General features: G+C 43.9%; 12 protein-coding genes and 1 other RNA gene. 7 read left to right on the top strand and 6 right to left on the bottom strand.

Going from position 1 to position 13,349, the window contains the following annotated elements; genetic code table 11:
* Positions 1-58 precede the first annotated feature (58 nt).
* The 3 genes from ubiH to R1T43_RS05685 all read right to left on the bottom strand — a co-directional run bounded on the left by ubiH (position 59) and on the right by R1T43_RS05685 (position 3,355).
* Entirely contained in the window at positions 59-1,282 is a 1,224-nt protein-coding gene (gene ubiH, locus R1T43_RS05695) for a 2-octaprenyl-6-methoxyphenyl hydroxylase (protein ID WP_317353798.1), read from the bottom strand.
* Positions 1,279-2,637: a Xaa-Pro aminopeptidase gene (gene pepP / locus R1T43_RS05690; RefSeq protein WP_317353795.1), complete on the bottom strand. Its 1,359-nt coding sequence runs from the start codon at positions 2,635-2,637 to the stop codon at positions 1,279-1,281. The genes ubiH and pepP overlap by 4 nt, the downstream gene beginning before the upstream one ends.
* A 151-nt stretch (positions 2,638-2,788) precedes the next feature.
* Entirely contained in the window at positions 2,789-3,355 is a 567-nt protein-coding gene (locus R1T43_RS05685) for a UPF0149 family protein (RefSeq protein WP_317353793.1), read from the bottom strand.
* Between the two features lie 379 nt (positions 3,356-3,734).
* On the opposite strand from R1T43_RS05685, the gene ssrS reads away from it, so the two are divergent.
* From ssrS to serA, 7 genes are all read left to right on the top strand, one after another.
* Positions 3,735-3,916, top strand: a non-coding RNA gene (ssrS, locus tag R1T43_RS05680) — 6S RNA.
* A gap of 21 nt (positions 3,917-3,937) precedes the next feature.
* Entirely contained in the window at positions 3,938-4,834 is an 897-nt protein-coding gene (locus R1T43_RS05675; protein WP_211071711.1) for a ribokinase, read from the top strand.
* A 23-nt stretch (positions 4,835-4,857) separates the two neighbouring features.
* Positions 4,858-5,799 (top strand): nucleoside hydrolase, encoded by a 942-nt coding sequence (locus R1T43_RS05670; RefSeq protein ID WP_057790021.1) that lies wholly within the window; start codon positions 4,858-4,860, stop codon positions 5,797-5,799.
* Between the two features lie 70 nt (positions 5,800-5,869).
* Positions 5,870-7,489, top strand: a complete 1,620-nt coding sequence (locus tag R1T43_RS05665) for an ATP-binding protein (RefSeq protein WP_317353787.1) — start codon at positions 5,870-5,872, stop codon at positions 7,487-7,489.
* A gap of 41 nt (positions 7,490-7,530) precedes the next feature.
* Complete coding sequence (locus R1T43_RS05660) at positions 7,531-8,142, top strand: 5-formyltetrahydrofolate cyclo-ligase (RefSeq protein ID WP_317353784.1); 612 nt, start codon at positions 7,531-7,533, stop codon at positions 8,140-8,142.
* A gap of 81 nt (positions 8,143-8,223) precedes the next feature.
* Positions 8,224-8,880: a ribose-5-phosphate isomerase RpiA gene (gene rpiA, locus R1T43_RS05655; RefSeq protein ID WP_317353781.1), complete on the top strand. Its 657-nt coding sequence runs from the start codon at positions 8,224-8,226 to the stop codon at positions 8,878-8,880.
* A gap of 343 nt (positions 8,881-9,223) precedes the next feature.
* Positions 9,224-10,453 carry a phosphoglycerate dehydrogenase gene (gene serA / locus R1T43_RS05650; protein ID WP_013782973.1) on the top strand — a complete coding sequence of 410 codons (1,230 nt, stop codon included), beginning with the start codon at positions 9,224-9,226 and terminating at the stop codon, positions 10,451-10,453.
* 101 nt (positions 10,454-10,554) lie between these two features.
* Here serA and R1T43_RS05645 read toward each other — a convergent pair whose 3' ends face one another.
* The 3 genes from R1T43_RS05645 to R1T43_RS05635 form a co-directional block, all read right to left on the bottom strand.
* Positions 10,555-11,298 (bottom strand): YdiY family protein, encoded by a 744-nt coding sequence (locus R1T43_RS05645; protein ID WP_211071706.1) that lies wholly within the window; start codon positions 11,296-11,298, stop codon positions 10,555-10,557.
* 186 nt (positions 11,299-11,484) lie between these two features.
* Positions 11,485-12,288: a DUF481 domain-containing protein gene (locus tag R1T43_RS05640; protein ID WP_317353776.1), complete on the bottom strand. Its 804-nt coding sequence runs from the start codon at positions 12,286-12,288 to the stop codon at positions 11,485-11,487.
* Positions 12,289-12,514: 226 nt separating this feature from the next.
* Positions 12,515-13,339: an HDOD domain-containing protein gene (locus tag R1T43_RS05635; protein WP_317353774.1), complete on the bottom strand. Its 825-nt coding sequence runs from the start codon at positions 13,337-13,339 to the stop codon at positions 12,515-12,517.
* Positions 13,340-13,349: the final 10 nt, after the last annotated feature.

Here is a 13,349-nt window from a genome sequence, read left to right as displayed (position 1 = left end):
ATTTATGGTGCTACCTATTTATGGTGCTACCTATTCGCGCATAGCTTAACTATATCACTTAAGCGCTGCGCCCATATCCGGTGGTTTGCTGCACAAAAGCACGTTTGGCCGCTGGCATCATATTTAATGCAGTCAGTGCCATGTTTCTTGCAGCCACTAGCGGAAAATGGCGATTTGAAAACGTACGTACTAACGTGTCGGTCAAAGTAATGGTGGCGGCTCTGTCCTTGTTACGCTTAGTAGCGTATTCGTTGAGTACGTTAAATTCTCCGGGATCGGTCACGCCTTTCAGCGTATTTACCAGCGTAATAATATCTCGAAGGCCAAGGTTAAACCCTTGCCCCGCAATGGGGTGCAATGCTTGGGCAGCATTACCTACTACTACTGCACGGTGCGCGGTTAATGAATCGGTGTAACTCAAGGCTAGTGGATAGCTGGCTAATTCGCTGATTGCGGTAATTTGCCCCTGCCTGTAACCAAATTCTTGCTGTAACCGATGAATAAAGGCTTCAGGGCTAAGTTGAATAAGTGATTCCGCGTGATCTTTTGCAACCGTCCATACTACCGAGAACCCGTTTCCTTTCGCCACATGCCCGTTTATTTCGCTGTCGAAAGGCAAAAACGCTACGGGGCCATTTTTGGTGAAACGCTCGTAGGCTTTATTGAGATGAGGCTCGCTAGTATGGGCATTGAAAATAATAGCCACTTGTTCGTAGTTATCAGTGTGGCGAGTAAGCCCTACTTGCTGGGCAAGTGAAGAGCGGCCGCCATCGGCAATTACCAGCAGCTTTGCATTAATGGTGCTGCCGTTATCAAGCGTAACTACCGTTGCATCAGTTTCGCGTTTTAAGTCAGTAACCGTGGCTGGCGCAATGTGTTGATACTGCTTACTTTGCGTCATCACTTTATGGGTAAGTGCACTTAGCGACACCACTTGACCAAAGGTGTTAATACCAAATTCACTGCACGATAAATTCGTTAGGCCAATACCACCTTTATCACTTACTTCAATGTGTTCAATTTTGCCTTGGTTCTGCTTTGCAAGCTCAGCTAAGCCTACCCCCATGGCGTTTAATTCATTTACTGTGCGTCTAGCAAGGGCGATTACTCGTGTGTCGGTTAACGGATTAAAAGTGCTGCTTGTCTTGGACAAGCTAGCTGCATTCGAAGGGCTGGCTGCATCGACCAAAGTCACCGAAAGGCCGGCTTGTTCAGATAAGCCTTTCGCCAATACGCAACCTACAATACCGCCACCTACAATCACTACATCCTGCTGGTTCACGCTTTTGAACCTTCTTTCGTACTCTCTTTCTTACTTTCTTTTTTGGCTGTTTGCATCAGCGCTTCGATCTCTTGCACGGTTTTAGGAACGTCTGCGGTAAGTATGTCTACGCCTGTTGCGGTAACCACAACATCATCTTCAATACGCACGCCAATACCTTTGTACTGTTCTGGCACATCGCTGTCGCTGGCAATATAAATACCCGGCTCTACGGTTAGCACCATGCCAGGTTTTAATAAGCGGTCTTGACCGTTAATTTTGTAGTTTCCTACATCGTGCACGTCTAAACCCAAAAAGTGCCCAAGCCCGTGCATATAAAATTGCTGCCATGCTTTGTCGTCAAGATTTTCAGCTACCGAACCTTTCAATACACCAAGGGCGACTAAACCTTCAGTAATCACTTCAGCGCTATGCATCATGGCATCCGTTAACGTGATACCCGGGCCAAGCATAGCTAACACGCTTTCTTGCGCTTTTAATACCAATTCGTAAATTGCTTTTTGGGGCGCAGAAAATTTACCATTAACGGGAAAAGTACGGGTAATGTCAGCGGCGTAACCTTGAAATTCAGCGCCAGCGTCAATAAGCACTAAATCGCCGTCTTTAGTTTGAGATGAATTTTCGGTGTAATGCAAAATACAGGCATTTTCACCGCTGCCCACTATCGTGCTATACGCCGGTGCGCGAGCGCCTGCCATTGCAAACTCATGATGAAGTTCAGCTTCAAGTTGATACTCAAAGCAGCCAGGTGTTGCATATTGCATTGCGCGCTTATGTGCACTTGCCGTAATTTCTGCCGCGGCTTTCATCATGGCGACTTCACAGGCCGATTTAAACACGCGCATTTCATGCAAAATGGGGCGAACGTCTGTAATAGAAGTAGGTGCTAAGGCTTCTTTAGGTGCATTACGCAAAGTAGCAAGGGCGCTATTAACTTGTGCGTCGGCGCTATCGTTTTCACCTAAGGCGAAATAAAGATGGTCTTGGCCTTGAAGTGATTCAAGCAAAGCATCGCCTAATTCAGACAGTTCAAACGCTTCATCTAGGCTAAAGCGCGCTAGTGCCGCTTCTGCACCCAAACGTCTGCCTTGCCAAATTTCAGCGTCTTTATCTTTGGGTAAGCACACCATAGCCCGATAGCTTTCGCCATAGCGTGGATGATTCGACAAAATTAACCACGCGTCAGCTTCTTCGAATCCAGTTAAATACCAAAAGTCGCTGTTTTGTCTGAACAGGTATTCAGTATCTCGGCTTCGAGTCACTAGCCCCGCAGCCGGAATAACACAAACACTGTTAGGTAAACATTGCGCCAACAGCCTATCTTGACGAGCGATAAATTCTTGCGCACTAATCATCTCATTCGCCTTTCTTCATCAATATTATAAAACTCATACATCCAATGACATTAATGCTATTTGCAACATTACTCTTGCTTGTCACTTCACTCGTGCCTTACGGAACAACGTTTTATTACTTACGCGTTCCAACAAGCTTGAGATTATTAAATTAATGAACGGACGGTTTATCTTGCTGATCATCAAGTAACGATTGGCCTAACTCGCTGAAGCATAAAATAGCGGAAATCTTCACGTATTCCATGACTTCGAATAAAGCACGCTCTGACTCTTCATCGGCTTCCATAGGCTCTTCCATACGCGCGATATCAGCAAAATCTTCTAGCGCTTCTTTCACGTCGGCAGAACACTGCATAAGGTCTTGCTGATGTAAGCCAAACCCCAACATAAAACCATGCACCCAGTTAATCAGTGCTTCGCCTCTATCATTAATTGGCGCTTGGTCGTCAGGTAGCATTAATTGTAAGGCGAACTCAGGCTCAAGCAATTGCTGACACGTTTGGTTGAACAGTGTGTTCAATAGATGCGTGGTGGCATCGTTGAAGTTTTCACCTTGATGAATAGTGTCACTTAATGCAGAAAGCCACTTCTGATCGGTTAGCGACATACCGCCACACAACATGCCACATAAAATACCGTGAACTTCGGCGCCATCTACTACTATGCCGTGTTGCGATAACTTGTTGCTAACACTGTCGTAATCGAGCTGTTTTTCCACAAATAGGTTTCCTTTTACGTTGAAACTTAATATTAGCAAAATAGCGCTACAAAACACACTATTGCTGATTTGGTCAGTTGTTATTCAAGTAGTACTGGTCTTATGGGTTTTAACTGGCAACCTAGTATTAATTGCTCTATGATCGACGTTATTGGATATGGAGCTTCCTTTGCAGCAGTAAGGTAAAGCTTGCTTAAGCCAAGCAAATTTGAGCTTAAGTGAATAGCGTGTATAATTGCTGACCAACTGGTCAAGATTAGATTTGTCGAATCTCATCAGTAATGGTTAAATTAGCTACGCAAATAATTCATTGGCGCTTTGGTGATCTACTTCACCCCACACCGCGTTTGATATACCCTGTTGCGTTATACAATAACAATGTTTCCTGGAATGTTCGCCAGTTCACTCTTGTCCCTGGCCGATGCTATTAAACTAGGAAGTTGAAACAATGGCTACTGTGCAAGCTCGGCTCGTATCGAGAAGCCTACGGCCATAGTGATGCTTCCGCCCTGAACTTTCGGTTCACGGGCGAACGATGAACAGCGGCATTTCGGGAGACGCCCTCTTTCGACGGAAGAAGAAATGGCAATAATAAATTTTGGCTCTATAAATATCGATCATGTTTATCAGGTAGATCACTTCGTTCAACCTGGTGAAACCCTTGCGTCTACTCACTACCAACAATTGCTTGGTGGTAAAGGTGCGAACCAGTCAATTGCCCTAGCGCAAGCGGGTGCTGATGTTCGTCATGTAGGCAGCATTCATGAAAATGACGCAACGTTCAAACAAACGCTAATCAAAAAAGGCGTTGATTGCCGTGGCGTTAAATGTTCTGAAACCCCTTCAGGCCATGCCATTATTCAAGTAACGCCCAGTGGTGAAAATGCCATTGTGTTATTTGGTGGCGCAAACCAAACCATTACTGCCGATACTGTAAACAAAGCGTTGTTAGATACGTCGTCTTCTGATTGGGTACTAACCCAAAACGAAACCAGCAGCATTGCAGACGTACTTCGCTTAGCAAAAGAAAGTCAGCTTAAAGTTGCCTTTAACCCTGCGCCTATGAGCGAGTCGGTTAAAGCCCTTCCTTTAGATTGTATCGATTTACTGATTGTAAACGAGACGGAAGCAGCAGCATTAACCGACAAAGAAGATCTTGACGATATTCTTAACGTTTTCAAAGAGCAGTGGTCTCATTGCGAAGTTATCATTACACTAGGCAAAGCGGGTGTAATGATGTTAAGAGGAAACGATACCATTGAAGTGGAAGCGTTTTCTGTTGATGCAGTAGATACCACAGCCGCTGGCGATACGTTTATAGGTTACTTCTTGTCTGCTTACAGTACTCACACTGATGCTAAACGTGCATTGATTAGAGGCTGTGCAGCATCTGCTATTGCGGTTACCCGCGAGGGCGCTGCACAAAGCATTCCTACGCAAAAAGAAGTTGACCGTTTTTTGGCAAAGCACACTAAATAAGAAAACGCACTAGAGTATTATTAATGGCACATAAGATAATTTTAGACACGGATCCTGGCATCGATGATGCGATGGCAATATTTTTTGCGTTTCAATCTCCAGATATCGAAGTACTTGGTTTAACAACGGTTTACGGTAATGTTCCGGTCACTATGGCGGCACAAAACGCCCTTACGCTTTGCGAAATTGCAGGTAAAGATATTCCGGTAACCAAAGGTGTTGGTATGCCTTGGGTAGGTCCTGAGTCAACTTACGCGCACTTTGTACATGGCGACTATGGTTTTGGTCACATTAAACCTGAAGCCCCAAAAACTGAGCTAGACCCTCGTAGTTCTGCACAATTTATTGTAGATATGGCCCGTAAATACCCTGGGGAAATAACCCTAGTGGCTATTGGCCCATTAGGTAACCTAGCGCTAGCACTGCGTTTAGAGCCTGAACTACCTAAGTTAGTGAAAGGCGTTACCATTATGGGCGGCGCTGCATTTGTACGTGGCAACGTAACGCCACTTGCCGAAGCCAATATTTGGAACGATGCCTACGCTGCTGAGATTGTATTTGGTGCAGATTGGGACTTAACCATGTTTGGTTTAGATGTAACCAACGATACGCCGTTTTCTCCTTCTTTCGTTGAAACTCTTGAAGCGAAAAATGAGAAGCTTGGCGGTTTTGTAAAAGACACGGCTCAGTTCTACATGGATTTCTATTCTGCCAACCGTGAAGATCGTGTTTGCTTTTTCCACGATGCTTTCCCACTTGCACACTTACGCCACCCTGAGTTGTTCGAACTCACAGAAGGTCATGTACGTGTAGGTACTGGCGAGCTAGATCGTGGTCAAACAGCAGTGGCGCCTAAGGGAACAACCCCTAGCCCGCTGTGGAACAATGCGAACACCATTAAAGTGGCTACAAAAGTAGATCACGCTAAATTGGAACAATTGTTCATAGACACCTACGCTTTATAAGTGTGAAAAGAGGCTGTTCTACAGTAGTCAGCCTCTTACTTTCACATTTTAGTTGAGGAAATGTGAAAGTATGATCCCTGCCAAGGTTCCAGAGAACGAAGAACAGCGCCTAAGAGAGCTACTAAGCTATGATGTCCTCGATACAGAGGCCGAGCAACTCTTCGACGACTTAACTCAACTTGCATCGCAAATTTGCGACTCACCCATTGCGTTAATTAGCCTAGTAGACCCCGACAGACAATGGTTCAAATCTCGTGTAGGAATAGAAGCGACCGAAACCTCTCGTAATATCGCCTTTTGCTCTCATGCTATTTTACAGCGTGAAGTGTTCGAAGTACCTAACGCAAAAGAAGATCCGCGCTTTCACGACAACCCATTAGTTACGGGCGAGCCCAATATTCGATTCTACGCTGGTGCTCCGTTAATTACCCCGTCAGGGCATGCTATTGGTACACTATGCACTATAGGCTACCAGCCTAAAACCCTTACTCCCCATCAACGCAATGCCCTTAAAACACTGAGTGAATCAGTAGTTTCCCATTTGGAATTAAAACGTAAAAATAGAGAACTCGAGCGAACTAGTCAGTTCAAATCGGATTTTCTTTCTTACGTTAGTCATGAAATCAGAACCCCGTTAAATGCAATAAATACCTTTAGCCATTTACTGGAAGGTGAAGCCAAACAGTATTCTCTGCCCGCTAATTTTACCGACTCGCTCGGGCATATAAGCAAAAGCGGTGAGCGTTTGCTTGAAATAGTGAACTCTGTACTAGATATGAAGCAGATAGAAGCGGGTAAAATGCGCGTTATGCCTCGACCTGTAGGCACAACTGACTTTTTCACGCATTTATTTTCGTTAACTCGCATTCGCGCTGAAGATGGCAATGTGATTTTTAATGCTGTGATTGATGACAATGTCCCCCACTCTCTTAATTTTGACGATACTAAATTTGGTCAGGTAGCGCTAAATCTATTATCAAATGCCATTAAATACACGCACGCCAACAAACACGTTTCTATTCAAGTGAAATACAAGAAGGGAAAATTACTGCTGGTTATTAAAGACGAAGGCATTGGTATTAGTGAAGAGGAGCAAAAAAAGCTGTTCGCACCTTTCGAGCGAATGGAAAACGCGCATCAATTTGATGGTACTGGCTTAGGCTTAAATATTACCAAAAAGCTGATAGAACTTATGAATGGTTCTATAAAGCTTAGCAGTAAGTTAAACGAAGGCACCCGTGTGAGCGTGGCGATTCCAGCAGACGAAGTTAGCATCGATACTATCGAGCATGATCCTAGGTTATTACAGCCTCAAAAACTAAGTATTCCTGCTGATTCCCATGTATTGGTCGTTGAAGATCATTACATTAATCAAATAGTAATTAAAACTATATTTGATAAGCTTGGTATGCCGATATCGATTGTAGGTAGCGGTGAAGAAGGCGTTGAGTATGTAAAATCAAACCCTGTAGATTTGGTACTAATGGATATTAACTTACCGGGTATTGACGGAACAGAAGCCACCAGGCAAATTAAGCACATGCGCGCCGCATTGCCTGTTATTGCCTTGACCGCGGATGTTATTACGCACCAAGACCAGTTATTAAAAAGTGGCTTAGACGACCTACTCACCAAGCCTGTCGAAAACGCAGAGCTTATAAGGGTACTTAATCACTATTTAGGGAAGTAAAAAAGGTGGAGCCACAGAACGCCCCAAGTACATTAAAAAAAATGTCAAAAATCACGTCACGAGTAACGCTACGAAAAACATTAAGAGCAGCACGCAACGCATTATCTAGTTCACAGCAGCAGCATGCCTCTTTAGCAGTTCGAGATAACCTGCTGTCATTGCCTGCTATTACCCATGCATCATCTATTGCTTGTTACCTGCCAAACGACGGTGAAGTAGATTTACGCCCTTTTATGCACGCATGCTGGGAACTAAACAAAGGGGCTGCCCTGCATACTTCTTTGCCTGTATTGCACCCTGTTTGCAAAGGCCACCTGCTTTTTCTTCGGTATACAGATAAAACGCCAATGCGCGTGAACAAATACAACATTGAAGAGCCAATACTCGCTTGCCCAGATGTTATTCCTACCTTTCATCATCAGGTGATACTTATGCCATTGGTGGGATTCGATGCAAATGGAAACCGCTTAGGTATGGGCGGCGGCTATTACGATAGAACGTTAGCCAGTATTCAAACACAAACGATAAGACCAAAACTCATTGGTATTGCCCACGATTGCCAACAAGTAGACCAACTTCCCGTTCAGCATTGGGACATTCCTGTAAACCGTATTGTTACCCCCACGCAGCAACTGACCTTTAATCGAGCCTAACGCGTCGTTAATTCCCCCTTCACGGTGGGTTAGCCCGTGGTTTTCCGGTAAACTGATGAAAATTTAGTTAGGAGAGTCACTATGGATCAGAATGCAAAGAAGCAAGCAGTAGCTAAAGCAGCCATTGAGTATGTTGAAAACGGCAGTATTGTTGGTGTAGGAACTGGCTCCACAGTTAATTTTTTTATTGAAGAACTCGGCAAAATTAAGAACAACATTGAAGGGGCGGTATCAAGTTCTGATGCCTCTACCAAGTTGCTAGAAGCCCTAGGCATTGAAGTTTTCGCACTAAACGATGTAAGCAATATTTCGGTGTATATCGACGGTGCTGATGAAGTTACTGAACACAAACACATGATTAAAGGCGGCGGCGCTGCCCTTACCCGCGAAAAAATTGTGGCCGGTGCATCAACCACGTTTGTGTGTATTGTAGATGACAGCAAGCGTGTACCTGTGCTTGGCAAGTTCCCGCTTCCTGTTGAAGTTATTCCAATGGCGCGCTCTTTTGTGGCTCGTGAGTTGGTAAAACTAGGCGGCGATCCTGAATACCGCCAAGGCGTAGTTACCGATAACGGTAATGTCATCTTAGACGTTCATAATCTAGAAATACTGAACCCTAGAGAGCTTGAGCAGTCGATTAATAACATTCCTGGTGTGGTAACCAACGGCATATTCGCCCTACGTGGCGCAGACATCGTATTGTCTGCCACCGAAAGCGGTGTTGATACCTTTAAATAACAGCTTTAAATAATAGCTTTCAAGTTAAACCGATTTCTGTTAGATTTCCGTTTAGACGTCTAGATGGCCTTTCGAGAGTTTGAGGCTAGTACTAGTCGGATGTACCTTTGTCGTTTTACGCGGATAAAACTCGCCGATTCGATGAAGCTGCCCACGTCAAAGAATGTATATAGCGTGGCAGATGGGAGGGAGTAAGGCCGGAACAAACCCTCCACCGCATGGATGCGGTGGCGGAGCGCCCATGGATGGGTTTACCGCGTGTTTGTGTAGGCCTTGCTCACTCCCAGCTGCCGCCAAAACAGCGTACTTATTAAGTTCTACTACAGCGAGAGATAGCAAATCCATGAGCAAAGTTTCACTAGAGAAGGATAAGATCCGGATATTGTTGTTAGAGGGTGTACACCAAAGTGCATTAGAAACCTTTAAGAATAATGGATACACCAATATTGAGTATCTCAAAACGTCCCTTCCTGAAGAAGAGCTTGTTGAGAAGGTGAAAGATGCGCATTTTATTGGCCTTCGTTCACGTACTCAAATTACTGAGAAGGTAGTTGATGCTGCTCAGAAATTGGTGGCTATTGGTTGTTTCTGTATTGGTACAAACCAAGTTAATTTAGAAGCAACACAACGCCGCGGTATTCCGGTATTTAATGCACCATTTTCTAATACCCGTTCAGTGGCAGAGCTTGTTCTTGGTCAGCTTATTCTTTTGCTTCGCCAAGTACCGAGTAAAAGCGCAAAAGCGCATCGTGGTGAATGGGAAAAAACAGCAAATGGTTCATACGAAGCCCGAGGTAAAACACTGGGTATTATTGGTTATGGACACATTGGTACCCAGCTAAGTATTCTTGCTGAACACCTTGGTATGCGTGTACAGTTTTTCGATATTGAAGATAAGTTGGTATTAGGTAACTCTACGCAGATAAAGTCGTTAGAGAAGCTATTAAACACCTCTGATGTGGTATCGCTACATGTGCCTGAAACTCAGCAAACGCAAAACATGTTTGCAGCTGAGCAATTTGCGCAAATGAAGAAAGGCAGCATTTTTATTAATGCGTCTCGCGGTACGGTTGTAGATATTGATGCCCTAGCCGACGCACTTGAAAGCGGCCAGTTAAATGGCGCAGCTATTGATGTATTCCCTGTTGAGCCTAAATCGAACAATGAGGAATTCCAATCGCCTCTACGTAAGTTCGATAATGTTATTCTGACGCCGCATGTAGGTGGTAGCACCCAAGAAGCGCAAGAAAACATTGGTATTGAAGTGGCCGGTAAATTAGCTAAGTACAGCGATAATGGCTCTACTTTGTCTGCGGTTAACTTCCCTGAAGTATCATTGCCAGAGCACATTAGCCGATCTCGCCTGCTTCACGTGCATAAAAACCAGCCGGGTATTCTTACTCAAATTAACCAAGCGTTTGCAGAGAAAGGCATTAACATTGAAGCCCAGTACCTTCAAACTAACGCTGAAATTGGTTATGTAGTGGTAGATGTTCAGCAAGACAGAGCTTATGACGCGCTTGCACAACTGCAGCAGATTGACGGTACGATTAAGACCCGTATTCTTCACTAATGCTCTGTATGACGGTAGTTAATTATCGTCATACACTTTTAAAGACAAAAAAACGCTGCCTATTGGCAGCGTTTTTTGTTTCTACAATCGTTAATACGATTTTAGAAGAAGTTGTAAACTAGCGTTACCGCTGTTTCAGTATCTAGCTTTTCTACGTCGTCAGACACATTAGAGTTGTGGTCTAACTTGAATGACAACTTCATAGAAAGGTTACCGCTAATAGTAGCCGTAAGCGCCGATTCAGCACGAGACTTCGTGTTGTCAGAACCCACTTCCGTACTCACAGTTTGCGTGAATTTAGCCGTATCTGAAATTTTCCAAGAGTATGCGCTTGAAGCACGAACAATCATGCTGTTCTGCTCTTCGCCTTCTTGCGTTTCAGCAAACGAGTAACCAGGACCGATTGAGTACTCTAAAGTATGACGGTTGTTTTCAAGTACTTTTTGGTTCCAACCCACAGCAAGTGTTGATTGATAATCGAAGTTACTTAAGCGGTCATCTTCATACGATGCGAAACCAAATAAACGGTAATCAGGGTTATCTAGCTTGTAGTTACCCTGTGCAGAACCGTAAAACTTTTGCGCAGATGTGTACTCTTCTTCAGTACCATCATCGTTATCAACAGTTTCTTTTTTGTAAAGACCTTCAAGCGTGTAGTCGTTGCTCCACTGCTCTAATTCTTGGTGAGCAGTGATACCGGCACTGATTGATGATGTTTCAGTGTTACCTGTTGTTGCGATAATACCTAACTCACCTTCCATCGTGAAAGGTTTAACATCGTCTTGAGCAAAAGTAACAGAAGAGAAAGACAAGGCCAAAAGTGATGCGAGAAGCTGTTTTTTCATTAGCAATCCTAGTAGTGTTTTATCCTTTACCATGCTGCAAACACCTAGCATAAGCGCTAGCCAGCATAGCTTGAAAAATTCTGCGCCAATAGTACCTACCTATTAGTGCGAGTCAATGAGGGTTGAACAAAAATTAGACGATAAGACGTAAAATTTACACTTATTGATAAGCTTTAAGCGTAATTATTAGAAGAATTGATAAACCAGGGCAACCGAGGTCTCGGTACTTAACCCATCTACATCTTCGGTAGTATCAGTTTCGTGGTTCAGAATAAACGATAGCTTCATGGCTAAAGAGCCGAAAACATTAGCCGACAAAGACGTCTCAGAACGAGATTTAGTATTTTCATCGCCCGCTTCCGTGCTTACAAATTGTCGAAGGTTAGCACCTGAAGCCCAATGGTATTTGTATTCAGCTGATGCCCGAACAATTACCCCGTTGTTAATATCTTCTTCAAGGGGTTCTTCTAGCTCAACAAAAGCATAGCCAGGCCCAACACTGTAACGGAACTCGCTGACTTCATCTCGCCAAACCCGTTGTGACCAACCGGCTGCCAGTGAAGCACGATGATCATAGCCGCTAAAGGCATCATCTTCATAATCGCCGTACATGAACAAGCGTCGACCAGGCTGGTTTAATTTGTAATCGAACTGAGCACTGCCATAGAAGCGTTTGGCCGACACATCGCGACCCGTGCCATCGGTGTTACTTTCTTGATAAAGCATTTCTGCAAAGTACAGACTGCTCCAATTCTCAGTTTCATGATCGGCGTTAATACCCGCTTTAATACTTGCTGCAGAGGTATTACCCGTGTTTGAGAGTATGCCTAACTCACCATTTAACGAGAATCTTGGTACTTCGTCGTCAGTGTCTGGCGTAAAGTCGGCGTGATAAAGCGTTTGAATTAAGTCGCGATCTGCTGCGAAGACGGCAGTACTTATGCCAAGAAGACAGCATACTACACAGAATAATTTTGTTAGATTAAGCATAATTTTTAATAAATTTTTATTGGTTTGGTGTTGTTATGGCATAGCCATTTAACACCCTATCATGCCCTTCCATGGGTATTACGTTAGCTATGTGTTTTTTACCGCTTAGTTTTACGATTGAACACTTGTAAAGCGGCTTATGAACTTACATTCAACAACCATCAAGCTGCCTTGGCTTTATAAAGCTCAGGGCTGCTTATCTCTGTTTTACCTCATTGCCGGTAAATCAATGGATAAGCATGGAAATTTTTGCTGTTTCTCTATCGGCGAACTCTATGGCATTTGCCACGTCATCTATGTTCACGCCACTATTATTGGCTATGTCTTCTAAGAAAAGTTCAATGTTAGCGTCAGTTTTTTCATTTTGCTGCATGGCAGTGACCCTTGATGCTAATGCCAGTAGCGCAATATCGCTATCTGTAGCCTGTCTAGACATATCATTAGCGTGCATAACCGGATAGTAGAGCACAAGAGGAAGCTTCCAATTTTCTAATATGGTACCGCTACAGTTTGAAAAGGTAAAACCAAAATGTTGAATTTGTCTTGCCCCTAGCAGCATATCGCTATCTTGCTCAATATAGCTTTTATAAAGCTCTGGCGAGCGTTTAGCAATGACTAACTCACTGAGGTTTTGCAATATACCCATCACGAAGAAACGCTCACTGCCGCGCATATTGCTGGCCTTAGCCAAATGCTTCGCCACCATTCCACAATAAACAGAGTCAAACCAATGTTTATCAAGGTTAATAAGCTGGGTATCAAAGTATTTAAAGGCGGTGTTGGCGGTTTCTGCTACCACCAAATTATACAAAGCTTCACCACCAATAATGTTGATGGCTTTTGAAACAGACTCTACTTGTGATGGAAACCGAAACAGTGAACTGTTTGCCAATCGCAGCACCTTGGCTGTTAATGACGAATCTAAACTGATTAAATCGCCAAGATCGCTTGCACTTGAACGAGGGTTATCTAATACCGAGCGGATACGTATACATATATCAGGCAAGGTAAACGACTTTGTAGCAAACGACACATATTTATCTAAGGACATGCAAAGGTTC

This window comes from Alteromonas sp. CI.11.F.A3 (assembly GCF_032925565.1).
Classification (GTDB): Bacteria; Pseudomonadota; Gammaproteobacteria; order Enterobacterales; family Alteromonadaceae; genus Alteromonas.
This window is presented reverse-complemented; position numbering and strand designations above follow the sequence as displayed.